We start from the raw sequence: 26173 nt of genomic DNA, 5'->3' as shown, positions 1-26173 counted from the left end.
TTATGTTTCTTTTTACATTTCTCTTTTAACACAAAAAGAGACTACCACTTTTGATAGTCTCTTTTTGTTGTCATTATTATTTCGTTTCACCATCGCCTTGCTGTGCATCAAACGTCCAAGTTAATTGTAACTTATCGCCTTGGAATTCATTTTGATCTTTTTTATTATCAACGAATTCAAATTTCACTTTAAATTTATCAGATTTACCTGCAGAAATACCTTTTTCATCCCAGAACCAAGCAGCTAAATCATTATTTACTGCTGTAAGTGTATCACCCTTCAATTTATCTAATGTAGTTTCTTTCACAATCGTCTCATGCTTATCTACATTTTTTAAGAATGTTACTTTAATATGTTTACCAAAATCATCTTTATTATCTTTCTTCGTATCTTCTACATTATAGTCTGTTTTTAATAGAACCTTTTTAATATCTAAAGAGCCTTTATTTTCTAGTTTAAATTCTTTTTCAATTGTATCACCAGGTTTTAAATTCGATACATTAACAACTGTTGATGGATTTAATGATAAATCAAGTGTACCAGCCGCAAATGTATTATTTGACACTTCTTTATCGCTAAAGTATGCAAATGTTCCTCCACCAACTAATGCTGCTCCTAATACTGCTGATGCGATACCCATTCCTAATTTTTTCTTTAAAGTCATGTCCATATCCCCTTAATATATATATATTTGTTAACTTCCTAAACGGAAAGTATAACCAAACGAACTAGACGGATTGTTCTACTTTTTTATCTTTCTTTTCTCCGTCAATGCTACGAATAGCGCCAAAAATAGAAATTGCGGAATAGCCAAGTAAAAAGACTCCAGGAATAATGAGAAGTAATGCTGCTCCCGCTTTTGAACTCGCATAATTCAGTCCATAACCAACGTATGGAACTGTAATATCTGCATACTTTCCAATTAAATTCTCTGCAAGTACTGGTGCTAAATCTGGTCCGTTGTTGTTATCCCCTTTTGTTTCATACATTACTTTTCCATTTGTATCTTTCACACCGATAATACGGTGAGTGATAATTTTGTCATCTTTCTCTTTAAACGTAATAACATCACCTTTTTTATATTTAGAACCATCTTTCGTTGGCTCTATCGCAATGATTGATCCTGTTAAAAATGTTGGTTCCATCGATCCTGAAAGAACGCTCTTAAATTGATATCCCATCACTGTTGGATCCCCGCCACTCGCTTTTGAAGAAATAACTACAAAAGCTAAACAAACCATTACCGCAAATAAAACAAATGAGATAACGTTGCTAATCACCTTCCAAATTAATTTCATCGTCTCTCTCCCTCTCCGTTGTTTTATGTTATTTGAAGTATACAATATCCATTTACGTTCTCCAACAAGAACACAAGTAAATAATATAACGAACGATTTGGAAATGCAATAAGAAAATTTACAATTATTAGTTAAATCTTTTTTGAAATGCATACAAAAAAGACCGTGACAAAATCTCATCACGGTCTACTATCAATTTATTTTTCTTCTGATTTCATCCCTTGGTTATTTCGGCGCAGCACTACATATAAAATCGCTCCAAATAATAAAATCGCTCCTATTCCAACACTTATCACTTTCACATTCGATTCCTTTACTTCAGGTGCAACTGTATCTTTTTTAGGCATCGCAAAAGTAACATCTTCTTTTGAAAGAACATTTATAGTCTCAATCGTTTGATTATTCTTTATAATATCTACCGCACCAACTACTTCACCGCGATGAATTCCTTTTTGATACAAAGATTCTTTATCCACTGTATTAACCCGAAAAGCCGTTTTTATATTTTTCCCTTCATCTTTCTTTAGCATAAGCTCTGCACTTTTTTCCAGCTCAGAATCAACATCTTTATTTAAATACTTTGCCTTTTGGTGCCAACTATGTTTATCTAGTACAGTTTGCTTCGTAAATTGCCCAAAAGAATATTCCGCCATCTGCTTCAAATCTTCATAAATTTCAGGTCTTTGAGAAGCCATTACTACATTTATAATACGATTTCCATCCTTCTCATTTAATAAAACGAGCGTATTGCGCGCTTCATTCGTAAATCCTGTCTTACCACCAATGCTATATGGATTTTCAAAATAAGTAGACTTATTAAAAATAGAAACTGTTTGCGTAGATGTCGTAACCGTCGTTCTTTTCGTATTCATCGCTTGTAAAATTTCAGGATACTTTTGCACACCTCTCGTAATCATCGCCATATCATATGGCGTCGTATAATGATTTGGATCATGCAATCCATTTGGCGTTACAAAATGACTATCTTTAGCCCCTAATTGCTTCGCCCTTTCATTCATCATATTGGCGAAGTTTTCAACACTTCCTCCAATACGCTCCGCAATCGCATACGACACATCATTCGCACTCAGCACCATTAAAATCATAAGTGCAGTATTTCTATTAATAGTCTCACCAGGGTGAAACTCAATTTGATAATTACTCTTCTCTTGATCTAATGCTAATTGTGAAAACGTAAATTGATCCTCTGGCTTCGTATGCTCCATCAGTAAAATCGCCGTTAACACTTTCGTCATACTAGCAGGGAACGCACGATGATGTGCATTTTTGTCGTACAACATATCTCCTGTTTTCGCATCAATAGTAGTCGCAAACTGACTAAAAACATTCGGCCCTTCCGCAGGTGGAGGTGCCACTTGCTCCGGATTTACTCCAATATTCGTCTCAGCATATAACGTCATAGGTGTCAAAAAAAATAAACAAATAACCATAACAAAAACCGAAATTTTCTTAAAATTTACCATATGACTCTCCCTTTTCCCTTTACTTTCACATTCTATAAAATACCTCTACCAACCTATATGTAATTTGTATTAATTTGGAAGAATATTCACTTTTTTTACTATATCACACTTTTACGATTAGGAACATAAATATACAACAAAAAATAAGAAGGAATTACTCTTTCTTATCCTTCTCATCAATCAATGAGTCTATTAAATTTTGACTAGCTTCCTCAGGTGTAATCTCATCTGTCATCCCCATAAACGACCAACCTTTAGAATCGACCCACTCAACAAACTCTTGTAAAAACTCATCATGTGTAACATCCACATCAAGAATTGAGCCATTAATCGAAATCGTCCTATTTCTAGATACGCGCATCTTGAACGTTTTTCTTACCATTACAATAATTCTCCCTCTACTTCTGAATATTTATAAATATCTTGTACTTCTTTTATACATGATTTCTTGAAAATTGTAAAAAGGATATATTGGCCAATTTGCATATTAAAAATGAAAATCTCTTATTATATAACCCTCACACTACATTCATTTAGTCATAAATTACGGAATACATCCATATAAAAAAACAAACCAACTTATATTCTATCACACTAACTACACTTGACTTTAGTACGATCAAATAGAATATATTAGAAAACACCTTAAAATGAGGAGGAACTCCATGGCGCGTTGTACATATTGTAAAACGAAGTGGAAAGTAAAAGATGTATGGTCGATACTCGTGACATTTGAAAAAGATTGTCCGTATTGTTTCGGAAGACAATATCTATCAAAGAAAACATTGAACGCTATGCCAGAACTTATAAGCTTACCTTTACATTTCTTATTCCCTTTTCTTGTTGATTTAAGTGATGAAGGTCCTTTGGATTGGTATCGGAAATCATAATATACCCGGTTTATTCAAAATCCACTTTCAATTAAATGCTCTTCTTATATATTCCTTAATACGCTACTAGCGTGATTCCAAATACTTTACCTTTAAAAGATTACCATGAAAATATTGTAAAATTTCAGTTAATTATATATAATTGCTTTAGCATAATGATTAAAGATGCTATTACATAAGCATTTTTTAAGATCCCGTAGCTCAGCAGGGAGAGCGCCACCTTGACAGGGTGGAGGTCGCTGGTTCGAGGCCAGTCGGGATCATATGAGAAACCCCTTGATAGTCACGGGGCTTTCTTTATGTAGCAAATCAATATACTTTTTTAAGAATAAATTTTTTATCTACTGGTCAAGATTTGGTCGATAGCTCTCTTTTGGTTAACGATTAATTTTTCATATGAAAATAAACTTATGATTTTAAATCTCTTATTAGATTTGAGTCAATATTTTAGACAAAAAAGTTCAATCTTAGCTAGCTTTATTTTATTTGATTTACTGCTATTTGTAATATCGTTCACCGTGATATAGCAAAGTGCGATTCTAAACTTGTAATATTCAACATGTCTTCAAAAAGCAATAAATATATCCACTTCTTTCAACTTATATTTATTTCGATTGAAACATTGCGTAAGATTCTGTGAAACTTCCAGTTCATCAATCGCTAATATTATATTTATACCATTTCCCCTACTTCTTTTCCTCAATTTTTGAGAAAGACATAAATTATATCACTCATAGCTCTGCGTTGTTCACCAGAACTCAATTCTTCACTCTCTTCTTGGGAGCTTTTTAAAGTTTTCTTTGAAAAATAGCCTAATACAATAATTTTTATATTTATTTATATATATTTCGTAACAACAAAGAACTACATAGATTAACTATGTAGTCTTTTTAAATATGAATAGGCCAATCTTATTTTTTCCCTAACTTGATTGCCTTTTTTATATTACTGAATGCACCTTTACCATATAATAATACGCCACCGCGGTAAACACGACTCGTTAAACCAATCATCATACATATTGTTGCTAATAGAATCGCTAATGCAAGCGCAATCTCCCATACTGGGATATTGAGGAATCCAATTCGTACGAGCATAACAATAGGAGTAAAGAAAGGTATATAGCTAGTAATGGTAACAACCGCGCTGCTTGGATTTGACATTCCATAAAGTGCGATATACAAAGCAGCAATTAACATAAATGTCAGCGGCATAACAGCTTGAGAAGATTCCTCTATACGACTAATAATAGAGCCGAGTAGACAAGATAATGAGCCATATAATAAGAATCCTAATGTGAAGAATAGAATCCCATAAAACACTAGAGTAGGAGCAACAGAATTTAAATCAATACTATTTAAAATATCATTTTTCGATTCATTAATTGCTGTTTTATACCCTACAGTTGCAACCAAGCCCCAAATTATTATTTGTGTAATACCTGCCAACAATGTTGAGAAGAGCTTCGCATATAAATGTTTTGTAGGCGAAATACTTGAAACAACTAACTCCATTACACGAGAAGATTTTTCTGTTGCAACATCTGTAGCTAATTGTGCAGCATACATTAATATCATTACATAATTTAGCATGATAAAGGTATTAATTAAAATTCCTACACCCTCTGTATGTTCTCCATCTTTAACCTTATCTGAAACAGTTTTGGTTTGTATTTCTACTGGCGTTGTTAACACCTTTAATTCATCTTGCGATAGATTCAATTGCTGAGCGAAATTAGAAGATTGTATTTGAGATAAAATAGTTTGAACCTTGCTAACATCTTGCTGATTTACATCTGTCTCAGTTATATACGTAGCCTTTAGTTGTTTATTATCCAATTCCTCTACAACGATTGCATATGTATAATCACCATTTTTAACACCTGATTCTGCTTTTGGTTTATCCGTACTACGCTTAACATGTATCTTACTATCGACATTTTTAAACACTTGATTAATAGTTGTATATAATTCTTCTTTTTCTGTAACAACAACAACTTGATCGTCCTCGTTACCTGCAAAATAGTTATAAATCTTGTCAAAATTCATCAATCCTATAATTAACATAGAAATTATTATTGTAATAGCAAAATATGATTTTGATTTCACCTTAGATCTATAGTTTTGTAAAAAAATTGTCCAGAAACTATTCATGCTGTGCACCTACTTTCGCAATAAAGATATCATTTAATGTAGGCTCTTCTACTGCAAACTTTTTAACATAACCTAATTTCGTTATCTCTTTAAATAAAACATGCGAAACTTCTTCATATGAAATTTTAAGGGTAACTGCATTTTTACGTTTCTTCATACTTTCTACACCTTTTATTTCTTTCAAATGTTCAAAGTCATGATCGCCAACGATTACAACGTTCTTTTTACCAAAATCACTTTTAATTTTGGCAATGTCACCCTGAACAACAGGTACTCCTTTGTGCATGATACAAATGTGTTGGCATAACTCTTCCACATGTTCCATACGATGTGAACTAAAAAGAATCGACGACCCTTGTTTTTGCATATCAAGAACAGCGTCTTTTAACATTTCAACATTTACTGGGTCTAAACCACTAAATGGTTCATCTAAAATTAAGAGTTCAGGCTTATGTATAATCGCTGTTATCAGCTGGATTTTTTGCTGATTCCCTTTAGAAAGTTCTCCTACCTTCTTGTTCAGATGCTCAGTTATATTAAAACGCTCCAGCCAATAGTGAAGTTCTTTTTCTGCATCTTTACTTTTCATGTTCTTTAGTTTTGCAAAAAAATTAACTTGTTCTTTGACAGTCATTTTCGCATAAAGACCACGTTCTTCTGGTAAATACCCAATCTTATCCGTAACACCATAATTTATAGGTTTACCATTCCATGAAATGGTCCCGCTTGATTTCGATAAAAGTCCAAGTATCATTCGAAATGTAGTTGTTTTACCTGCTCCATTCCCGCCCAAGAATCCAAATATTTCACCTTTCGGTATCTCAATATTCAAATTATTCACTGCAACATGCTCGTCAAATTTCTTTGTTAAATCTTTAATTAGTAAACTCATTATCCACACCCTTAATTCCCAAGATGATTTATTTATACAATTGTATATCCATAGTCAACCACAATATTTTGCCCTCTAATGGCATCACTTTTATCAGACATTGAAAATAAGATGACGTTTGTAACATCTGAACTTCTAACAATTTCCCTATATAGTATTTTTTTCAACAACTTATTTCCTTCAAAAATCATTCATTACCAACAAATGTTATATTTTTCATTATAAGGTTAGCATAAGATTTAGAATAACCAATATGCAATTTTGCATATTTTAATATTTTTATAAAGTATTTCTTTGAAAAAATTTTCGTTATGTACTTTAAAACAACTTATAGGCACATTTAAGCTGCTCAATAGATAAATCATTCGTTTCTATTTTTTCAAAAGTTCCTGCTTTCCATCTCATAACGCTCACTACTCTCTATTAAAAATTTGTTTCTTCATTATTATAGTACTTACTTTAACATCGGCCTTACTACTCTACATTCTTCACTATGAGGCTCTTTTACGAGTATGGGCAGCCTTTCATCCTCTTCTTCTAAAATCATTTCAAATACTTCTGTTTTTTCTTCTAATATGTTGGATTCACTATCTTTAGTAGGATGTTTGCTCGTTTCAATTTTCTTTGTTACTTCACCAAGTCTTTGTCCGATTTCTTCTGCTTTGGCAGGTTCATTCGTAACGTAGTATTCTTCGTTCTCCCATACTAACATAGGTGGCACTTGTTCTCGTTTGTTACATATTATATAAGTAATACTAGCTACAAGTAGTAAACATGTTAATAAAAAGAAGATAGCTTTTTTATTCATATACTATTCTCCTTACCTATCATTTTATTGGATTATATAATACACAAAATATATAGTAAATGGATTTTATGGTAATTTTTGTTTTATTTTCAAAAAGAAAAACCTTACAAAAGTAAGGTTCCATTTTTAAATTCTATAGTGACTGATTTATTAAAACGAGCATTACGATAATCGCTATAAACATAACAACTAAGCAGCCGATCATTTTATAAAATCCTCGTTTCGTTAACGTTCCGCCCTGAACGTCTTTACGAATAAATAAGAATACCGCTAAAAATAAAACAAGCCCCATGCCAAAAGCGTACATCATTTGCATATGTTAATCTTCCTTTCTCTTTTACATCTTAATATCTTTTCGATAAAACAACAAACGATATAAAAACTGTACTCATCGTAAGTGCCATAAGTATGTTCAATAGTTCAGTAGCAGATAGCGTAATTACTTTTAAGTTTAAGCCAATAGAGAAAAGAAGATAGTATGCGGTTAATGCAAAAAAGCTGAAGAACATTCCTTTATAACGAATGAGTTTCATTCGCTCATCTTTTTCTTTAAATTGCGGGTGCAAGTAGCTTAGGCAAAAACACATGATCATCATTGCAAGTACTGTATAGGTTGGAATTGGCGGTGCAGAATGCGTCATTATACCTGCTAATATCATAGTTCCGCTCATAATTGAAAAGATAATCCCCATAATTACAAAGTACTTTTGTGAATAATTCATCCTTTCTCCCCCTCTTCTTTTCCTTCATAAATAAATACATGTTCTATCGTTGTCTGAAATGCTTTTGCAATTTCAAATGCTAATGGAAGTGATGGATCGTATTTTCCTTTTTCAATTGAAATGATGGTTTGTCTGGAAACTCCAAGTTTCTCAGCCAATTTTTCTTGAGATAGTCCAAATTTTTTTCGGTATTCAACCATTTTATTTTCCAAGGAAATTTCTCCCTCCTTCCTTATACCGAGTATATATGTAAAGGAAACTTTACGTCAAGTTTCCTTTACATTCATTCCGTCTATTTTTCATTCTATTTATATAGAAGAAACTGTTTCAAATTCAGCACGTCTATTTTGAAATGAAACATGGAACAATGTATATAGCCGTTACTATATCTCCTCTCCGTTTTTATGAAAATTTAATATCTCCATATTTGTTTTATCCTTTTAAAATGTTTCATTCTGCTCTTTATCGGGTGAAATGCGCTATTGTTTTTACGTTGTTTTTCGCCATATTTATAGAAACTAACGATTTATGAAGCATTTTTTATGTTTAGCCACTTTTTTTGTAGAAATCCTTCATTTTCCTTTCGATATTTAACACTATCGATATGAAGTTTATGGTAAATTCATAATTTTTTATTTTTTATACTATATTCCGTTATATTGTTGTATAATATCAATGAAAGCGCTTATTATTCCAATATACATAATTCGAACTAAACTTTATCGAAACATTCTGATAGTTATACTTATATTTAAATGCAACAATTATAGTTATTAATGTAGGTATACCAAATATATCCACCCCGTTTTCCCGTGAAATTACTTTATAACATGAAAGATTAACTTGGGTGATAAGTTATTGTGAATGTTTTTTTACAAAACAGATAAGTAATAGTGTTTGGTATTATGTAAATTATTGTAATAACATAAGAGTAAAGAAAAACATTTACATTGATTATTGGTTCATCAATTATTGAAAAGAGCAAAATGCACCTTTTTGTATGGAAAAAGGATTATATGCATTGGGAGGTTTAAACAAATGACGAGGAAGAATACAACGACAAACCCTTGGGCCAAGTTCCATGGTCCGAACCTTGGTTATGTTATTGAGCAGTATGATCTTTACGTAACTGGAGCAGGTTCTGTTGATCCGGAATTACAAGAGCTTTTTGAAATTTTTGGAGCTCCTTCGTTTCAAGATGATGTCGTAACAGGGGACAACACAGCAACACATTTTTCTCCTCAAAACACAGGGAACATTGAAAAGATTCTTAAAGTCGTTCAACTTGTTGAACAGATCCGTTCTTTCGGGCATACATTGGCTCACATTAATCCGATGGAAGATGCTGCAAACGGACAATCTCTTATAGAGAAAACAATGAACGAACTGAGCGATGCTGACTTGAAAGCGATTCCAGCAAAAACAGTATGGCAAGATGCACCAGAGGGCATTCACACTGCACTTGATGTAATTCATAGATTAAAAGACGTTTATACAAAATCTTTAGCTTATGAATTCTCACATATACAAGATAGTGAAGAACGCGCGTGGTTGCATCAAATGGTGGAATCAAATTCATTGCGTCAACCATTATCAAATAAAAAACGAACTGCTCTTTTAAAACGTTTAACTGCTGTTGAAGGTTTCGAGCAATTCTTGCATAAAACATTCGTTGGTCAAAAACGTTTCTCAATAGAGGGCGTTGATATGCTTGTACCTGTACTAGATGAAATTGTTTCAGAAGGTGCTAAAGGCGGCGTTGAAGATGTCATGATTGGTATGGCTCACCGTGGTCGTCTAAGCGTACTCGCTCACGTATTAGAAAAGCCATATAATCACATGTTTGCAGAATTCAAACATGCAAAAATAGAAGGTGCAGTGGCAAATGCTGGCTGGACTGGCGACGTGAAATACCATTTAGGTAGAGAACAAGTCGTTGGTAATGAAGAGGTTAGCACTCGTGTTACATTAGCAAATAATCCGAGTCATCTTGAGTTCGTTAACCCTGTTGTTGAAGGTTTCGCACGTGCAGCTCAAGAGAATCGTAAAAAATCTGGTCTTCCAGAACAAGATACTACAAAATCATTCGTAATTTTAGTTCATGGTGATGCTGCATTCCCTGGTCAAGGTGTGGTGTCTGAGACACTCAACTTAAGTAGATTGAATGCATACCAAACTGGCGGAACGATCCATGTTATCGCAAATAATGCAGTCGGCTTTACGACTGATAGCTATGATTCTCGTTCTACTAAATATTCAAGCGACCTTGCAAAAGGTTTCGATATTCCGATTGTTCACGTGAATGCTGATGATCCGGAAGCTTGTCTTGCTGCTGCAAACCTTGCGATCCAATATCGTACGCTGTTCAAAAAGGACTTCTTAATCGATTTAATCGGTTACCGCCGATATGGTCATAACGAAATGGATGATCCAGCAGTTACGCAACCACAAGTGTACAAAAAAATTAAAAATCACCCAACTGTAAGAGCAATTTATGCAGATCAATTACAATCTGCTGGCGTTCTGAATGCAGATGAGGTTGAAACAATTACTCAGTTTATACAAGAGGAATTAAAGGCTGAATACGCACAAGTGCCACCAGCTGATACGAGTGCTGCAACAATTCACGTTAAAGTTCCAGAGGTTGTTGCAAAAGGAATCCAGCCGATTGACACTGGTGTTTCAATTGAATCACTTCGTGCAATTAATGAAGGACTATTATCTTGGCCTGAAGGCTTTAACGTATATCCAAAAGTGAAGAAAATTCTTGAGCGCCGTAAAGATGCTCTTGAAGAGAACGGTAAAATTGAATGGGCACTTGCTGAATCGTTAGCATTCGCTTCTATTTTGCAAGAAGGTACGCCAATTCGTTTAACTGGTCAAGATTCACAGCGTGGTACATTCGCGCACCGTCATATCGTATTACACGATACTGATACAAACGAAACATATTCACCATTACACCGTTTACCGAACATTAACGCATCATTCTCTGTTCATAACAGTCCGTTATCAGAAGCTGCTGTTGTTGGTTACGAATATGGTTACAACGTATTTGCTCCAGAAACTCTTGTGATGTGGGAAGCTCAATACGGTGACTTCTCAAATACTGCGCAAGCATTATTTGATCAATATGTTTCAGCAGGAAGAGCAAAATGGGGTCAAAAATCTGGTTTAGTTCTTCTATTACCACACGGTTATGAAGGTCAAGGGCCAGAACACTCTAGTGCACGTCCAGAGCGTTTCTTACAATTAGCTGCTGAGAACAACTGGACAGTTGCAAACTTAACGAGCGCGGCACAATACTTCCATATTTTACGTCGTCAAGCATCTATCTTAGGAACAGAAGCTGTTCGACCGTTAGTGCTTATGACGCCAAAGAGTTTATTACGTCACCCACTTACGCTTTCAACTGCTAGTCAGTTAAGCGAAGGACGTTTCCAACCTGCTTTAGAACAAGAAAACCTTGGTGCGAAACCAAACAAAGTAAAACGTCTTGTTTTAAGTACAGGTAAAATGGCAATTGACTTAGCAGCAGAAATCGAAAGTGGTAAGCATGAGTACAGCCTAGATGAAGTTCATATGGTTCGTATCGAGCAGTTGTATCCATTCCCTGCTGAAAAAGTTCAATCTATTATTAAACGCTTTAAAAACTTAGAAGAAATCATTTGGGTTCAAGAAGAACCTCGTAATATGGGCGCATGGCATTACATGGCTCCAATTCTGTTCGAACTAGCTGGGGATAAAGTGAAAACAGGTTACATTGGACGCCCGGATCGTTCTAGCCCATCTGGTGGCGATCCATTCGCTCACAAAGCTGAGCAAGAATTAATCGTTGCACACGCTTTAGATGTGAAGTACAACTTCCGTCAAGATAAACAAGAAATTGAAGTTTTCAGCAACTGAAAGTAACAATGAGTTTTTCAGGCTTGGCTGTGGCAGATAGTCTGCCACAGCCAGGCTAACAAATGGAGATTACCGAAGATTAAAGAAGATAAAACACACCGTTAGGCAAATAAGGGGAGGACATTTAAAATGATCGAAATTAAAGTACCTGAGCTTGCAGAATCTATTTCAGAAGGAACTATTTCACAATGGCTTATCAACGTAGGCGACAAAGTTGAGAAAGGTGGCAGCGTTGTTGAGCTTGAGACTGACAAAGTCAATGTAGAAATCATTGCAGAGGATTCAGGTATTGTATCGAAGTTACTAGGCGAACCTGGAGATACAGTTGAAGTTGGTGCTACTATCGCAATTTTAGATGCAAACGGCGCAGCGGTTGAAGTAAGCACACCTGCTCCGGCTAATGAGCAACCAAAACAAGAAACTACTGAAGCACCAAAAGCAGCAGCTCCAAGTGCTGAACAAAATAAAGCGTTGCAAGGTTTACCAAATACAAATCGTCCTATCGCATCACCAGCTGCTCGCAAAATGGCTCGTGAATTAGGAATCGATTTAAACGAAGTACGTAGCACAGATCCACTTGGACGTGTGAGACCACATGATGTACAAGCTCACGCTGCAGCGCCAAAAGAAGCACCAGCTGCTCCAAAACAAAGTCCGGCTCCAGTTGCAAAAACTGAATTTGAAAAACCAGTTGAGCGTGTGAAAATGTCCCGCCGCCGTCAAACAATTGCAAAACGTCTTGTAGAAGTTCAACAAACATCTGCAATGTTAACTACATTTAACGAAGTTGATATGAGTGCAATCATGGAATTACGTAAAGAACGCAAAGATGCTTTCGAGAAAAAACATGATGTACGTCTTGGCTTTATGTCATTCTTCACAAAAGCAGTTGTTGCAGCATTAAAACAGTTCCCATTATTAAATGCTGAAATTCAAGGCGATGAGCTTATCATTAAAAAATTCTATGATATCGGTATTGCAGTAGCAGCTCCAGATGGATTAGTTGTTCCAGTTGTACGCGATGCTAACCAATTGAACTTCGCTGAAATTGAAAGCGAGATTCGTAATTTAGGTCTGAAAGCACGCGATAATAAACTTTCATTAAAAGAGCTACAAGGTGGTACATTTACAATTACAAATGGTGGTGTGTTCGGTTCTCTAATGTCGACACCAATCCTAAATAGTCCACAAGTAGGTATTCTAGGGATGCATAAAATCCAAGTACGTCCAGTTGCAATTGATGCAGAGCGTATGGAAAACCGTCCAATGATGTACCTTGCACTATCTTACGATCACCGTATTGTTGATGGTAAAGAAGCAGTTAGCTTCCTTGTTGCTGTTAAAGATATGCTTGAAGATCCAAAATCATTATTATTAGAAGGTTGATAGATTATTAATCTATTAAAGGCTGTAGAATGAATCATTCTACAGCCTTTTTTTATTATGTTCATACGGGACAAATCACAATACATAGACTAATAATGTATGCCTAAAACGTAAGGGGGATAAACATGAATAACCTTCCAGTTCATGCAAAACTTAAAGCAAATAAGGATACTTTCTTCCTCCCCGATTCAAACGGGGGTGTTTACTTTCGAAATAACTCCAGTTCATTCCGTATGGATGGTGATGGAATTTATGACTGGATTGAGAAATTAATGCCTATGTTTAACGGTAATCATTCTTTGACAGAAATAACCGATGGTCTCCCTCTCCCCTATCAAAATCGTGTATTTGAAATTGGAGAGATTTTATATGAAAATGGTTTCATTCGTGATGTAAGCCAAGATGCTCCCCACGAATTAAACAGTGCATTACTCGACAGATACGCTTCGCAAATTGAGTTTTTAGAAGCTGATTCCCATTCAGGCGCTTTAAAATTCGAAACGTACCGCGCAGCAAATGTGCTTATAATTGGTTCTGGCGATATGCTTACTTCCCTAGTTTCTTCTTTATTAGAATCTGGTTTACCTACATTCCATTATCTTGTTACAGATCGTGCTGAAACAAACTACGATCGAATTCACGAACTAAGCGAACGTGCATATGCAAATGATGACAATGTACTTATTCAAGAAATAGATATTACAATTGATCGCCCTTTACATGAAGTATTCGAGCCTTTCGACTGGATTTTATACGTTTCCCAAAATGGAGATATTGAAAGTTTAAGAGCAATCCATACTATTTGTAGAGAGTTTAAGAAAAATTTCATACCAGCTATTTGCTTATCAAGAATTGGTTTAGCTGGACCCGTCGTAACCGCAGACCGTGAAGAATGCTGGGAATCAGCTTGGCATCGTCTACACGAAACTACTTTACAAAGTGAAAGTCCACCTGAACTTTTCTCACCAATTGCATCTGCAATGTTAGCAAATGTTATCGTTTTTGAGTTATTTAAACATGTGGCTGAAGGTTCACATAGGCAGCATAATCCTCAATTCTTTTTATTAAACTTGGAAACACTTGAAGGAAAGTGGCACCCTTTCATAAAACATCTTCTCGCAACCGATGAAATCTTTACAATTGATACGGTGCAAAATCTTCAAGAAAACCTTGCCCAACGTTCCGGACAATATACTTCAACTGAACTTTTTCGTTTTTTTGATACGTTAACTTCTAAAGAAGCTGGTATATTCCACATGTGGGATGAACAAGATTTACACCAATTGCCTTTATCACAGTGCAATATTCAAGTTGCAAATCCATTATCAGACGGACCTACCTCTCCACTTCCTACTATAACTTGCGGTGGATTAACTCATAATGAAGCACGCCGCGAAGCTGGTTTAACAGGAGTTGAAACATATGTAGCTGAAATGATTCATCGTCTTATCCCCGAACATACTGATATCGGTATTGGTGCTGGGGAAACGATGACAGAAGGTGTATACCGAGCACTCCAAAAACATTTAAATAATAAGTTATATGAACGCCAATCACATATGCTAGAAGAGATTACAGAGCTTGATTTAACCGAAATTCATGATAAACATTGTAGGTTTTACTACGATGCTCTCTCTACAATTCATGAAATACCTAAAGTAGGAATGAGTGAGGAGTTACTTGGTTTTCCTGTCGTTTGGATCGGTATTAATGATAGATGGTATGGTGCAGCAAATATTAATATAACACTCGCATTAAGAAATGCTCTGCAACAAGCACTCCTTCATATTCAAAATGAAGAGATTCCTTATAAAGCTAATATGTTACCGGAATCATCCATTGTTTTATATAGTACGGATCCTGTTAGAGTAGCAATACAAGAAGAGGAAGAAATTCCAGGCGTACAGTCTTTACAAGTTGCTTTGCAAAATTTAACGGAAAACAACTTGTATCCATTCGTTTTTGATTTAGCTATTGAGTCATTTTTAAGAGACAACTTAGACGGTGTATATGGGGTATTAATTGCAAAGGAGGATGACCAATGACTCAAAACATACTACTTATAGGAGATGGCCTACTCACAGACTATGTACATGAACAATTGTGTAAGCAATATTCACTCATCCGCCAGCATACAATTACAGAAGCTCTCCCTGAAAACATTCATCTTGCTCTCGTTTTACATGACGGGTCTCCTTCTTCCGTACATCGTGATGCTGAGCTTATCTTTCGCTCAAATAATATTCCGTGGCTTCGCGCGTTTACTTCGTTTGGTGAAGGTATTATCGGTCCTTACGTGAAGCCTCTTACAACTGGATGTTCCCACTGCGCTGATGGACGCCGGTTTATAGCTGGCTTTGATCAAAAAGAAATGTGGGAACTACAACGAAAATATGCATTAAAAGCAGAGAACGTGACGAGGCGTGATGTACGCGCCACCCAAAATGGAATGTTACAAATGTGCCAGCTCATTCATGCTGAAACAGAGAAAATATTAGCTCATGGATATTCTTCTTTAGAAAGCGAACTCATTTTACTGGACTTACAAACGTTACAATGTACCCGGAATTCGTTTCTTCCAGACCCTCTCTGTCCGGTATGCAGCAATTTGCCTGACGATACAGCAGATGCAGCGCAAATTTCTTTACAACCAAGTTTGAAAACGAGTACTGAAACGTATCGCTGTCGTTCCATTCATGAGCTAAACACATTTTTAACGAGAGACTATTTAGATTACCGGACTGGTATTTTAAACGGCCAAATGCAACATTCTTTATTACCGTTTGCTGATGTCATTATAAACATGCCGTTACTGTTTGGAAATGAAGGTGTCGCGGGCCGGACTCATTCATTTGCACTTAGTGAAGCAACTGCTATTTTAGAAGGATTAGAACGCTATTGCGGTATGTCGCCTCGTGGAAAAAAAACAAATGTACATGGCAGTTTTCGTGAGCTAGAAGATATTGCACTGAACCCCCTCACACTTGGTGTGCATACAAATGAACATTACAATCGTGATAGTTTTCCATTTAAGCCGTTTGATCCTGATTATGAGCAAAACTGGGTATGGGGATATTCTTTATTACAAAACCGACCACTTCTAGTTCCAGAATCAATCGCTTATTATAGCCTTGGTCATAGAGATGCTTTCGTGTATGAAACATCAAATGGATGTGCAATTGGTGGTAGTTTAGAAGAAGCAATTTTTCACGGCATTTTAGAAATTGTAGAGCGTGACGCCTTTTTGCTCACTTGGTATGCCGAATTACCTCTTCCCCGTCTCGATCTTAGTTCAGCCAATGATACTGAATTGCAACTAATGTTGGAACGCTTACGCACAATTACTGGATATGAATTATACGTTTTCAACGCGACGATGGAACATGGTATTCCGAGCATATGGGTCATTGCGAAAAATACAAGGCAAGATGGTATGAATCTCGTCTGTGCTGGCGGCGCACATATGGAACCAATTCGAGCTGTAAAAAATGCAATTCATGAAATAGCGGGCATGTTACTTATAACAGATGAAGAGCTTGAACAAAAAAGAGAGAAATATGAAAACTGTTTACAAGATCCATATCTTGTTTCGCAAATGGAAGACCATAGTATGTTGTACGGATTGAAAGAAGCGGAAGAACGTCTTCACTTCCTTTTACGTGATGATGCTCCAGTGCAAACGTTCCAAGAAATGAATGCATTACAATCATTTGATATGGATTTAACATCTGATCTTCATCAACTTTTAAACAGGTTACATCAATCTGGACTTGAAGTAATTGTTGTAGATCAAACGGTCCCCCTTATAAAAAAGAACGGCTTACATTGTGTAAAAGTAATTATTCCAGGCATGTTACCGATGACGTTCGGTCACCATCTCACTCGGGTTACAGGACTGGATAGAGTGTATACCGTACCGATGACACTTGGATATTGGGCTGAGCCTTTAACGAATGAAAGTTTAAATCCACATCCGCATCCGTTTCCATAATTCATAGTGAGGGGGAAATTTGATGCAACCTGATACTTTTTTACATCATCTCCATTTTTCTATTAATGAAATTATGTCGTCCGATAAAGAGATTGACTGGGAAGACGCACCACTTTCTTATAAATTATATCGAAATTTACCAGTAATCCCTCTCTCTTTAGAAATCCCATTAACTTTGCGGAATTCTTCTACTAAACCTAACTTAGAGGAAATCGGTCATTATCTTTGGTACTCATTTGGTTTAACACAATTATGTCAGCCTACTACTAACCTAGAAAATAATAAAACAACGACTCTATTTCGAAGATTCATCCCTTCTGGGGGTGCTTTATATCCAAATGAATTATATATGTATTTAAAAATTGATCATTATCCAGACGGCATTTACCATTACGACGCCGCGCACCACCGTCTTATCTTACTTCGTGAAGGAAATTTTGATTCTTATCTTACAGAAGCACTCGGCAATCGTTGTAACATACATTCTTGTTTTGGTGCTGCATTTGTATCCACTATGTTTTGGAAAAACTTCTTTAAATACAATAACTTTTCGTATCGTCTTCAAGGATTAGATAGCGGTGTTCTCATCGGGCAATTACTTGAATGCGCAAAACAATTTGGTTATACAAATGGTGTATATTTTCAGTTTCTAGATCGGGCAATGAATCATTTACTTGGACTGTCAGAAGGTGAAGAAAGTGTGTATGCTGTTATTCCTTTAAGTACAGAACCGAATACAGATTGGTTTCATGATGATCATCGTAAAAATAAAACCGTTACTTCTCATGACTTGTTGCAGCAAATCCCGCCGTTAACACATGAGCATTTCGTTCGCTCAAAATATGTAGATGAATATCCGATGATAAAAAAAATAAACGCGGCTTCTATGATTGAATCAACAGAACACTTCCAAACATTTACCCGTGAAGAACGACAACAATATAGTGCACACGCTATGCAGCTACCTAAAGTGGAACGTTTATCATATGATTTTTTACAACTTTGTAAAAAACGATATTCACCTGATTCTGACTTCATTTTAACGAAATGGGATGCAGCCGAGCTCGCTACTTTACTACAAGAAGCGAGCCTCTCCTTCCCTTATTACAACGACCTTGATGGCAAATATTTAAATGAAAACGCACGAGTCTCACTATATGGATGTTTTTATAACGTAAAAGACATAGAAAACGGCGCTTACGCTTATAACAGTAGGACACATTCCATACAGCCAATTCGGTACGGAGACCTTCGTTATTCTCTGCAATCTAGTATGACGATGGATAACGTAAACCTTTTTCAAGTACCACTTTGTCTACATGTAATCGGAAATAAAGATTACTATAAAAATAAATTAGGTTATAGAGGATATCGAATTCATCAAATGGAAGCTGGCATGCTCGTTCATAAACTCGTTTTAGCTGCGACCGCTATGGGGATGGGCGGGCATCCGTTACTAAGTTTTGATACAAATTCATGCGATCAATTGTACGGGATTGATGCCGGAAATGAAACTTCACTCATTCAAATTCCGGTTGGGGCGTATCGAGCGCGAAATTGGCTAAAAGGGTCCTTGCATAATTAGAAGCACGCCGATTAATGGCGTGCTTTTTTTAAAGGAGTTAAATTATTAAAAGCGAAATAAATACATATTCTTATATAAAAGGAGAGTTTGAATTGAGTATTTTACAAAGGTTAATCGAGCAAGCGAAAAATCCTCACGGGACAATTGGTTCCTCTATGCTTTGCATTATGAATGCTGCGCATACGAGACTAACAAATTGGGCTTTACAAAAAATACATATACGTGAAAATGCAGTTATTTTAGATATTGGTTGTGGGGGTGGTAAAACCATACAGACTCTTTCAAAACGAACTCCGCTTGGGAAAATATACGGGATCGACTACTCCAATCAAGCTGTTGAAAACTCAAAGAAAGCAAATATGAAGGATGTCAAAGCAGCGAAAGTAATTATTCATCAAGCAAGCGTCTCCTCTATTCCATATCATCCGGACTTCTTTGATCTCATTACCGCTTTTCAAACCCACTACTTTTGGCCTGATGTTGAGAATGATATGAAAGAAGTATTTCGCGTCTTAAAACCGAATGGATCCTTTTTACTAGTCGCTGAAACTTTCAAAATCCAATATCATATGGATAAATTTAAGACGACCGAAGAATTAGTAAACCTTTTTTATGAGACGGGATTTACAAGCGTGAAATGTTACGAAGAAAGAGGGTGCCTTTGTTTAATAGGAAATAAGTAAAAAAGCAGACCTTTCAAGGTCTGCCTTTTTTACTAGATTACTTTAAAAATACTCTTAATTTGTCTTGCAAATAACCAGTTTTTCGTACCGTAGTTATCATTTAGACTATCTAAATTAATAGCTTTCCCGTTAGAAAACTTTAGTTCTAACGTTGTATTTTTGTCATTTGTTTTTAAGTTGCTATTTGTAATGTCATCATACTTTAATTTTTCAATCTCAATATACTCTTCCTTCTCTTCTCCGATAACGACGTGATCTTGGAAGAAGAAGAATACTTCTACTTTCTTACCGAAACAAAATACGTTTTTCGTATAAATTAATGTCGCGTTATCAAGTCCGACACATACTTCTTTCATCTCTTCAACAACGCTTCCTAAGTCTTCTTCGTTTCTTGCATTTGATTCAGCAATCCATTCTTCGATTGTATTCATGTTAATTGCCATACTGTGCCCCCTGGTTCGTTTATTGCTTTATTAAAAAATAAATACTATATGACAATATAAGCGATACGTACTATGTTTTCAAGGGCGAACGGTATATTCACAATAAAGTGAAACTTTAATTAGTGGAGGTTTTCTTCATCCCCCACTGATTATCAGCCCTCACTAATCGGGCTCTTACTGCCCGCAAATAGCGGGATAAAGTTAAATTTCAAAGTAATCTACTAGGGGCACCGATTTTATTATATTTTGAACGTTTGAACGAGACATTCTTCATCATCGATTAACTGTGTTTTTTCATCAAATTCGATGTTTAGCTCCCTATATACTTTCTTCCAAAAAGAAACAGCTGGTACATTTTTCACAAGTTCGATAACGAAATATTGTCCTCGTTTCTCTTTTAGTACATTCTCAATAACTTGTTTACCGATTCCTTTCCCCTTGTACTGATTCAATATAAAAATGTCATTTATGCTAAAGTCATTTTCTTTTTTCAAGTATGGACGTTCCAGTAGTAATAAAAATCCTACAATATCATTGTCACTTTTAATAAAATACGGAGTGATTCCATCATTTACCCAAAACATATGCAAATCTTCGTATTCAAAAAATCCATTTGCTCCAATCTTTATATTAGGAGTGAATGTAGAGAGGTCATGAAGATATAGTGCGTACAAATTACGTAATATTTCTTTTTCTGATTCTTGAACTGTTTGAAGTGTTACAAACATTTTTAATAATCCCCTTCCCTATATGTAACTGTTTCTCCCTCTTTATTATTCGCTAAAAAAGTTTACCTACCTTTGCAAAAAAAATAGCACTTAAAAAAGTGCTATTCCGCTCTCCTTGCTGCTTGTTGAATTGGATCCCAAACGCTGTTATATGGTGGAGCGTAACTTAAGTCGACATCTTCTAAATCGTGAATACTCATTTTATTGAAAAGTGCCATCGCGATAACATCAATACGTTTATCTACGCCCTCTTCTCCAATTACTTGACCGCCTAATAATTGTTTCGTATCGGCGTGATATAGTAATTTCAAGTGAAGTGGCGAAGCACTCGGATAATAGCCTGCCATATTTGTTGAATCTACTTTGACCGTCTTATACGGGATGTTTAGCCCTTTCGCTTCTTTTTCATTTAAGCCTGTTCTTGCGAGCGTCAGATTCATAAATTTAATAATGCCCGTACCTAACGTACCTTTAAATGCTCTTCGTTTATCAACCATATTGAGTCCGGCAAGTCGCCCTTGTTTATTCGCAGTCGTTCCGAGCGGGATATGATCATGAGTTTCCTTTATAACATGGTAATGCGTTGCACAATCACCAGCAGCGTATACGTCTTGTACATTCGTTTGCATATAAGCATTTACTTCAATTGCACCTTTATGAGTTTTACGTATATTTGTCCCTTCAAGAAAATCAGTATTTGGCTGTACACCGACAGATACTAAAACGAGATCTGTTTTATACGTACCTTTATCTGTTTCAATTTGTTCCACTCTTTCTTTTCCTTTAAATGCTTTCACATTTTCATTCGTTAAAATTTCAATATTGTGTTTATCTGCTTCTTTATGTATATATTCAGCCATATCTGCATCATAAATCGTACCGATATGATCATTTCGCTCAATCATTCTTACTTTCTTACCAAGTTCGACGAATGTTTCTGCCATCTCTAGTCCAATTGCACCGCCGCCAATAATAGTTACATCCTCAACTTTATTCGTTTCTAGCGTTTTTAATATGCGCTCAGCATCCGGAATTGTTTTTAAAAGATGAACGCCTTGCAAATCTCGCCCTTCCCATTCTGGCATAACAGGACGCACTCCAGTCGCAATTAATAAACGGTCATACGGAAATTCAAAAACATCTTTCGTCTCCGTATGCTCTGCGTACACCATTTTCTTTTCCGTATCTACTTTCGTTACTTCATGACGTACTTTCGCATCAATTCCATATTTATCACGAAACGTCTTTACATCGCGTGCAATTAACTTTTCAGTAGAAGCAATAACACCACTAATCACATACGGTAATCCGCACTGAGCGTATGAATAGATTTCACCTTTTTCTAACGTTACAACATTTGCAGTTTCATCGTTTCTAACAATTTGCATTGCTGCACTCATACCTGCTGCATCTCCGCCAATAATGACATAGTTCACTTTACCACTCCTTCTTTTTTACATACTCTTTACGATTTCCATATTTTATAGAAATAACACCTACTTCCATTGTAAAGAAATAGAATTCTATCTACAAATTTGGTGCACAAACCTATGCATGAATAGGTATCCGTCGTGTCTTATAAACAAGATGTTTAATATGCTATAACAGTAACTATTGAAAGTAGGTGAAACATACATGTGCGCCGGCCTTCTCGCTCAAACTCCAGAGGAACCGCAAGAACCGAAAGCCGCCATGCCACTTGATCAAGAATTTTCTATTAACGCAACATTATACAGCGCTCGTGCTTGGTTATCTAATGATGAGACTTTCGCACAAACGATTTGGAAAGGCTCTCGCTTTGCTTCAGCATCACACGCTGGCAAGTCCATCTTACCAATCGGTACTGTTAAAATTTTGAACTTATCTGATGATACAATAACAGTTACTGCATCATCAGAAAAAGATGATACTCTCAAAATAGTCGTACCGCCTCATTCTGAAGGTGTTTTAACATCTAGTGCATTATCTGATGTGCAAGCAAGTACATCAGGAGGAGCAAGCAAAGTCACATTCCTCTTTCATATCTTTTTCTCAAGGGATCCTGGTCCAGCTAAATAACCATAGAAAAGGTACAGCTATGCACTGTACCTTTTTCACGTGTTTATTCTCTTGATTTGATCAATTCAACATTATAAGTTTCAATATCTGTTAGCTTTCCTGTAAAATACGGATTTTCTCTATACCAAGACTGTTTTGAAAAATACGCTTGCATATCTTTCGTTTGAAACATATGTCCATGTCTTGCGTATATTTCGTTTCTTGCTATTTTCAATTGTTCTTTCGATAAATATGTTAAGTCCGTACTCGTTAATTTTCGAATATCACTATCAGGGAAGATGAAACCATTATATACATACCCAGTCGTAGGCGGAGTAACATTGTAAACAACTGTTTTTTCTATACTTTTCTTTTGGAATGGAAGATTATAAGCCGACAGTGCCGTTACCGTTTCTACCTTTGTCGTTTCCCTGCCGTTTTCTCCATTTCGTTCTAAATAAATCGCCGCACTTCCATCAGTCGCTATCGGTCCCCACATAATTTCTTCTCCGGTCAACGCTGTAACTGGCTTTTGATTCACGTATAATGTCGCACCAGATTCATTCGTTTGAACTGTAATATATTGCCCTTGCAACGTTAAATCTACCGTTACATTATTTTGACTTTGTTTCATAAGTACAACCTTTTCCTCACGTGATAGTTTTACATAGTCATTTTTATATTCAGATTGAAATACTTGAGTTCCAGGAAGAAACGGTCCATATTGCTTCTCAAACTTTTTGTCATTTGTCTTATCAATTTCTTTTCCGTTCAATTTTAAAGATGTACCTTTTTCATTTGTAAGCAGAGTCGTATAATACGTCTTTGCTTTCAATTTATACCGATCAAATAAAAAGAAATGTTTCCCATCTTTCGTTAAAGAAAAATCTGCTCTTTCTATTCCATCCCCTTGTTTTTCACCTTGCCTCAAATATTCTTTCAATTCATTCACATAAGATGGATTTTCTTTTATATATGAAAATAGAGGCGTTAAACTCTCTCTCGTTACAATAACGGCTGGATCATCTGTCGTGACGATCTCAGCTAATTTCTCCCCGTCCCTCTCTTGTAAAACAGTAATAATTCTCTCTACTTGCGATGATTGTGAGTAATATGAAGATCCATACGCATATAATCCGCCCCATACTATAATAAAAAATGTTAAAAGTGTAATTCCAATTATTGTCCCTTTGCTCATTTTCTGCTTCTTTACTACAGGATCCCGCCTCTTCGTCCCGCAGTTTTGACAAAATTGCACACTGTCTTCAAAATGAGTCCCGCACTTTGTACATACATTCATCCATTCAACCACCTTTTCGTTAGAAGCCTGTTAATCCCCCGATAAAGGTTTGGATTATCGTTTTAATGTAAGACCAAAACACGATAAACGTTGCAATTCCGATTAAAACATTTGCGATAATAAGTGTGTAAACAGGATCTACTCCGCCGTTGTCTAGTTTTAATATAGCTACAATTATACTAATTCCCATATATGTTGTAGCCAGCCCTAATAAGATTGGTAAAAAAAAGATCAATAGGAAACTAAATAGAAAAGAAAGAACTAGTATAGCAATAGCTGGCGTCGCTATCGTCCCCCATATACCGAATGCTTCAAGAAAAGAAAAAGATGATTTCATCATCTTACCACTTACAAAAATAATAAATCCGACAAATAAAGTTAAAATTAATAAAAAGAAAAAGACCATTACAGATTCTCCAAAGAAAGTAGGAGTAGCTATATCTGGCACTAATGTCCTTGTAACAGTCGCCGCTGCGCTCATCATTCTATAAAAAATACATGCTCCTAAAAAGCAAATAAGCACAAGACTTACAATTCCATTTCGCACTTCAATATTTCCACTTTCCATAATGGCCGATGGTGATTTAAAAGCATTTTTAAAGAACTGAAAATAGCCACTTGCAAATTGTTTCACTTGCTCTACCGTTTCATTCGGACGAGTTTCCTTTACTCGTGCCGGGCGCGATAGCTGCCCTTCTTCCTGCCCACCACTCGCTACCACTTCTTCCGTTAACGAATGTCCACAATTTCCGCAAAACCTTGCTTCCGCTGCATTTTCAGTATTACATGCCGGACATTTCATTCTCTCATCCCTCCTTAAGCATATACCTTATAGGGTGTTACAAATTCAATATATGACTTTGTACATAAAACATGACTACAAGAAAAAGAATATGAAATCCTTCTTTTAAACGAAACTATGTGTGCTAGTAATATAGAAAAATAATGTTATTATGAAACAGAGCAAATAAAGTGAAACTTTAAACAGATTGGATGAAGACAGTGGAATTTGTAAACTCGATTTTTCAAACACTCCTTACAAGTGTGATCCAATTATTTTCTTTAATTGGTGTCATCATTGTAATTGGATTTATATTAGGTTATTTAGAATCTCTCACACGAACGTATTGGTCGAGAGCTTTTGGTAGGAAAGGCTTTCTTTTAACCGCGTGGATTGGTGTTCCCGTTCATGAGCTTGGACATGCAATTATGTGTCTATTATTTCGTCATAAAATTGTAGCAACGCAGTTTTTCCCAACAGATACAAGTCAGGGAGCTTTAGGTTACGTACAACATCAATACAATCAAAAAAGTATATACCAACGAATCGGTAATTTCTTTATCGGCATCGGTCCTATTATTTCTGGTATTACTGCCTTAATACTTTTAATGCGCTATTTCGTACCAGCGTCATATTCTTTATTTAATACGAATCTCGAAACAACTGTTGCATCGACTTCTATTAACTTAGACATGATCCAAAACATGTTTTTATCAACATTCTTTTTATTAAAAAGTCTATTTACAATGAGCAATTTATTGACTCCTTCATTTTGGTTATTTTTATTTATCGCTATTTGTATTTCCGCACATATCGCTTTAAGTAAACCAGACATTAAAGGATCAATAGACGGCGTCATCGTCATGTTTATCTTATTATTTTTATTCAATATAATAGCGGGACTGTTTCAGTACGATAGTAACCAACTAATCGGTAAAATGATGAAGTATAATATGTATCTCATTGCATTTTCTAGTGTAGCGCTTCTTTTCTCTTGTATTTCTACACTTGTTAGTTTTGGGTTTTATAAAATGAGAAGAGGGCGTTCATTGTGAACGTCCTCTTCTCTCCTTAAATAATTATTTA

General features: G+C 35.7%; 25 protein-coding genes and 1 tRNA gene. 10 read left to right on the top strand and 16 right to left on the bottom strand.

The features are described 5' to 3' along the window. Positions 1 to 76 precede the first annotated feature (76 nt). From NSQ08_RS05080 to NSQ08_RS05065, 4 genes are all read right to left on the bottom strand, one after another. Positions 77 to 664 (bottom strand): CalY family protein, encoded by a 588-nt coding sequence (locus NSQ08_RS05080; protein ID WP_193652820.1) that lies wholly within the window; start codon positions 662 to 664, stop codon positions 77 to 79. Positions 665 to 728: 64 nt separating this feature from the next. After that, a complete protein-coding gene (gene sipW, locus NSQ08_RS05075; protein WP_340772258.1) occupies positions 729 to 1298 on the bottom strand; it encodes a signal peptidase I SipW in 570 nt (189 codons plus the stop codon). 197 nt (positions 1299 to 1495) lie between these two features. Next, positions 1496 to 2782, bottom strand: a complete 1287-nt coding sequence (locus NSQ08_RS05070) for a D-alanyl-D-alanine carboxypeptidase family protein (RefSeq protein ID WP_340772256.1) — start codon at positions 2780 to 2782, stop codon at positions 1496 to 1498. 154 nt (positions 2783 to 2936) lie between these two features. Beyond that, the gene (locus tag NSQ08_RS05065) at positions 2937 to 3164 is read right to left on the bottom strand and encodes a hypothetical protein (protein ID WP_000251865.1); all 228 of its coding nucleotides are present in this window, start codon (positions 3162 to 3164) and stop codon (positions 2937 to 2939) included. A gap of 283 nt (positions 3165 to 3447) precedes the next feature. Between NSQ08_RS05065 and NSQ08_RS05060 the strand changes: the two genes are divergently transcribed. Beyond that, complete coding sequence (locus tag NSQ08_RS05060; RefSeq protein WP_002188839.1) at positions 3448 to 3672, top strand: hypothetical protein; 225 nt, start codon at positions 3448 to 3450, stop codon at positions 3670 to 3672. Positions 3673 to 3862: 190 nt separating this feature from the next. Then, a tRNA-Val gene (locus NSQ08_RS05055) sits at positions 3863 to 3935 on the top strand. Positions 3936 to 4583: 648 nt separating this feature from the next. Here NSQ08_RS05055 and NSQ08_RS05050 read toward each other — a convergent pair. The 7 genes from NSQ08_RS05050 to NSQ08_RS05020 form a co-directional block, all read right to left on the bottom strand. Beyond that, positions 4584 to 5825 (bottom strand): ABC transporter permease, encoded by a 1242-nt coding sequence (locus NSQ08_RS05050; protein ID WP_340772252.1) that lies wholly within the window; start codon positions 5823 to 5825, stop codon positions 4584 to 4586. After that, complete coding sequence (locus tag NSQ08_RS05045; RefSeq protein ID WP_078179203.1) at positions 5818 to 6717, bottom strand: ABC transporter ATP-binding protein; 900 nt, start codon at positions 6715 to 6717, stop codon at positions 5818 to 5820. The genes NSQ08_RS05050 and NSQ08_RS05045 overlap by 8 nt, the downstream gene beginning before the upstream one ends. A 32-nt stretch (positions 6718 to 6749) precedes the next feature. Continuing rightward, positions 6750 to 6908 carry an SDR family oxidoreductase gene (locus NSQ08_RS05040; protein WP_340772249.1) on the bottom strand — a complete coding sequence of 53 codons (159 nt, stop codon included), beginning with the start codon at positions 6906 to 6908 and terminating at the stop codon, positions 6750 to 6752. Positions 6909 to 7171: 263 nt separating this feature from the next. Continuing rightward, entirely contained in the window at positions 7172 to 7525 is a 354-nt protein-coding gene (locus NSQ08_RS05035) for a hypothetical protein (protein WP_340772247.1), read from the bottom strand. A gap of 133 nt (positions 7526 to 7658) precedes the next feature. Continuing rightward, a complete protein-coding gene (locus NSQ08_RS05030) occupies positions 7659 to 7841 on the bottom strand; it encodes a DUF3976 domain-containing protein (RefSeq protein WP_340772245.1) in 183 nt (60 codons plus the stop codon). A 28-nt stretch (positions 7842 to 7869) separates the two neighbouring features. Beyond that, entirely contained in the window at positions 7870 to 8247 is a 378-nt protein-coding gene (locus NSQ08_RS05025; protein ID WP_340772243.1) for a permease, read from the bottom strand. Then, positions 8244 to 8459 carry a helix-turn-helix transcriptional regulator gene (locus NSQ08_RS05020; protein ID WP_002140896.1) on the bottom strand — a complete coding sequence of 72 codons (216 nt, stop codon included), beginning with the start codon at positions 8457 to 8459 and terminating at the stop codon, positions 8244 to 8246. Before NSQ08_RS05020 ends, NSQ08_RS05025 begins: the two co-directional genes overlap by 4 nt. An 826-nt stretch (positions 8460 to 9285) precedes the next feature. On the opposite strand from NSQ08_RS05020, the gene odhA reads away from it, so the two are divergent. The 6 genes from odhA to NSQ08_RS04990 all read left to right on the top strand — a co-directional run bounded on the left by odhA (position 9286) and on the right by NSQ08_RS04990 (position 19798). Beyond that, the gene (gene odhA, locus NSQ08_RS05015) at positions 9286 to 12153 is read left to right on the top strand and encodes a 2-oxoglutarate dehydrogenase E1 component (RefSeq protein ID WP_002011454.1); all 2868 of its coding nucleotides are present in this window, start codon (positions 9286 to 9288) and stop codon (positions 12151 to 12153) included. A 129-nt stretch (positions 12154 to 12282) separates the two neighbouring features. Next, the gene (gene odhB, locus NSQ08_RS05010) at positions 12283 to 13539 is read left to right on the top strand and encodes a 2-oxoglutarate dehydrogenase complex dihydrolipoyllysine-residue succinyltransferase (protein WP_002168867.1); all 1257 of its coding nucleotides are present in this window, start codon (positions 12283 to 12285) and stop codon (positions 13537 to 13539) included. A gap of 125 nt (positions 13540 to 13664) precedes the next feature. Further along, a complete protein-coding gene (locus NSQ08_RS05005; RefSeq protein ID WP_340772233.1) occupies positions 13665 to 15584 on the top strand; it encodes a putative thiazole-containing bacteriocin maturation protein in 1920 nt (639 codons plus the stop codon). Further along, positions 15581 to 17530 (top strand): TOMM precursor leader peptide-binding protein, encoded by a 1950-nt coding sequence (locus NSQ08_RS05000; RefSeq protein WP_340772231.1) that lies wholly within the window; start codon positions 15581 to 15583, stop codon positions 17528 to 17530. Before NSQ08_RS05005 ends, NSQ08_RS05000 begins: the two co-directional genes overlap by 4 nt. 22 nt (positions 17531 to 17552) lie before the next feature. Next, complete coding sequence (locus NSQ08_RS04995) at positions 17553 to 19115, top strand: SagB family peptide dehydrogenase (RefSeq protein WP_340772229.1); 1563 nt, start codon at positions 17553 to 17555, stop codon at positions 19113 to 19115. Positions 19116 to 19207: 92 nt separating this feature from the next. Continuing rightward, on the top strand, positions 19208 to 19798 hold the full coding sequence (locus NSQ08_RS04990) for a class I SAM-dependent methyltransferase (RefSeq protein WP_340772227.1): 591 nt from the start codon (positions 19208 to 19210) through the stop codon (positions 19796 to 19798). A gap of 32 nt (positions 19799 to 19830) precedes the next feature. Here NSQ08_RS04990 and NSQ08_RS04985 read toward each other — a convergent pair whose 3' ends face one another. The 3 genes from NSQ08_RS04985 to NSQ08_RS04975 form a co-directional block, all read right to left on the bottom strand. Then, positions 19831 to 20241 (bottom strand): DUF3908 family protein, encoded by a 411-nt coding sequence (locus NSQ08_RS04985; protein ID WP_340772225.1) that lies wholly within the window; start codon positions 20239 to 20241, stop codon positions 19831 to 19833. A gap of 239 nt (positions 20242 to 20480) precedes the next feature. Then, on the bottom strand, positions 20481 to 20969 hold the full coding sequence (locus NSQ08_RS04980; RefSeq protein WP_340772223.1) for a GNAT family N-acetyltransferase: 489 nt from the start codon (positions 20967 to 20969) through the stop codon (positions 20481 to 20483). A gap of 101 nt (positions 20970 to 21070) precedes the next feature. Then, positions 21071 to 22405 (bottom strand): CoA-disulfide reductase, encoded by a 1335-nt coding sequence (locus NSQ08_RS04975; RefSeq protein ID WP_193652812.1) that lies wholly within the window; start codon positions 22403 to 22405, stop codon positions 21071 to 21073. Positions 22406 to 22604: 199 nt separating this feature from the next. Here NSQ08_RS04975 and NSQ08_RS04970 point away from each other — a divergent pair, with 199 nt between their 5' ends. Next, the gene (locus tag NSQ08_RS04970) at positions 22605 to 23027 is read left to right on the top strand and encodes a hypothetical protein (RefSeq protein WP_340772220.1); all 423 of its coding nucleotides are present in this window, start codon (positions 22605 to 22607) and stop codon (positions 23025 to 23027) included. Between the two features lie 43 nt (positions 23028 to 23070). Here the strand turns inward: NSQ08_RS04970 and NSQ08_RS04965 are convergent, their stop codons facing one another. Both NSQ08_RS04965 and NSQ08_RS04960 read right to left on the bottom strand, forming a co-directional pair. Beyond that, positions 23071 to 24306 carry a TcaA 3rd/4th domain-containing protein gene (locus NSQ08_RS04965; protein WP_340772218.1) on the bottom strand — a complete coding sequence of 412 codons (1236 nt, stop codon included), beginning with the start codon at positions 24304 to 24306 and terminating at the stop codon, positions 23071 to 23073. Positions 24307 to 24325: 19 nt separating this feature from the next. Continuing rightward, complete coding sequence (locus tag NSQ08_RS04960) at positions 24326 to 25108, bottom strand: zinc ribbon domain-containing protein (protein WP_002086912.1); 783 nt, start codon at positions 25106 to 25108, stop codon at positions 24326 to 24328. A 200-nt stretch (positions 25109 to 25308) separates the two neighbouring features. Here NSQ08_RS04960 and NSQ08_RS04955 point away from each other — a divergent pair, with 200 nt between their 5' ends. After that, positions 25309 to 26142 carry a hypothetical protein gene (locus NSQ08_RS04955; RefSeq protein WP_201051571.1) on the top strand — a complete coding sequence of 278 codons (834 nt, stop codon included), beginning with the start codon at positions 25309 to 25311 and terminating at the stop codon, positions 26140 to 26142. The last annotated feature ends 31 nt before the right edge of the window (positions 26143 to 26173 follow it).

It is taken from the genome of Bacillus sp. FSL E2-8887 (genome assembly GCF_038007205.1).
Taxonomy (GTDB): domain Bacteria; phylum Bacillota; class Bacilli; order Bacillales; family Bacillaceae_G; genus Bacillus_A; species Bacillus_A mycoides.
Note: the sequence above shows the minus strand (reverse complement) of the source record. Positions and strands in the feature narration are given on the sequence as shown.